1 protein-coding gene is annotated in these 675 nt (G+C 49.9%); it reads right to left on the reverse strand.

The window, feature by feature from the left end:
• Nucleotides 1-675: biotin/lipoyl-containing protein (locus tag R7Q46_RS27450; protein WP_318078313.1), on the reverse strand; the 675-nt coding region annotated here is incomplete at both ends.

Here is a 675-nt window from a genome sequence, read left to right on the forward strand (position 1 = left end):
TTCTTGAACGATACCACCGCGAGCTGCACGAACTTCCGTTTCCATCTTCATTGCTTCAAGGATCAGTAGGACATCACCTTCTGCGACTTCAGCACCCGGCTGAACGTTCACTTTAAAGATGTTTCCTGCAAGCGGTGCAGGAACCGATTCCGCATTTGCCGTCACAGGAGCAACGGGAGCGGCCACTGGTGCAGAAGCTGAACTTGGCGTCACAGAAGTCAATTGTCCTTTTGGCCCCACTTCAACTTCGTAGACTTGTCCATCAACGCGAACACTGTAAGTTTCTACGCTACCAGACGCGACTGGAGCAGCTGGCGCTGCAACTGGTTTTGCACTTTCCAATGTAGGTGCTGGTTCAAAAGCGTCAGGGTTACCACGGTTTTTAAGGAACTTCAGACCAACTTGAGGGAACAACGCATAAGTAAGTACGTCATCAACGCGTTCACTCGCAAGCTTAATGCCTTCAGATTGAGCCTTATCCATTAAATCCACCGTGAGAGCTTCCATTTCTGACTCTAACAAATCAGCAGGACGACACGTAATTGGATCTTTACCTTCAAGGACTTTAGCTTGTAGATCGGCATTCACTGCCGCAGGAGCGGCACCGTACTCACCTTTGAGAACACCAGCGGTTTCTGTAGTGATGCTCTTGTAGCGCTCGCCGGTCAGTACGTT

The sequence above is a fragment of the Vibrio sp. 811 genome, assembly GCF_033339195.1.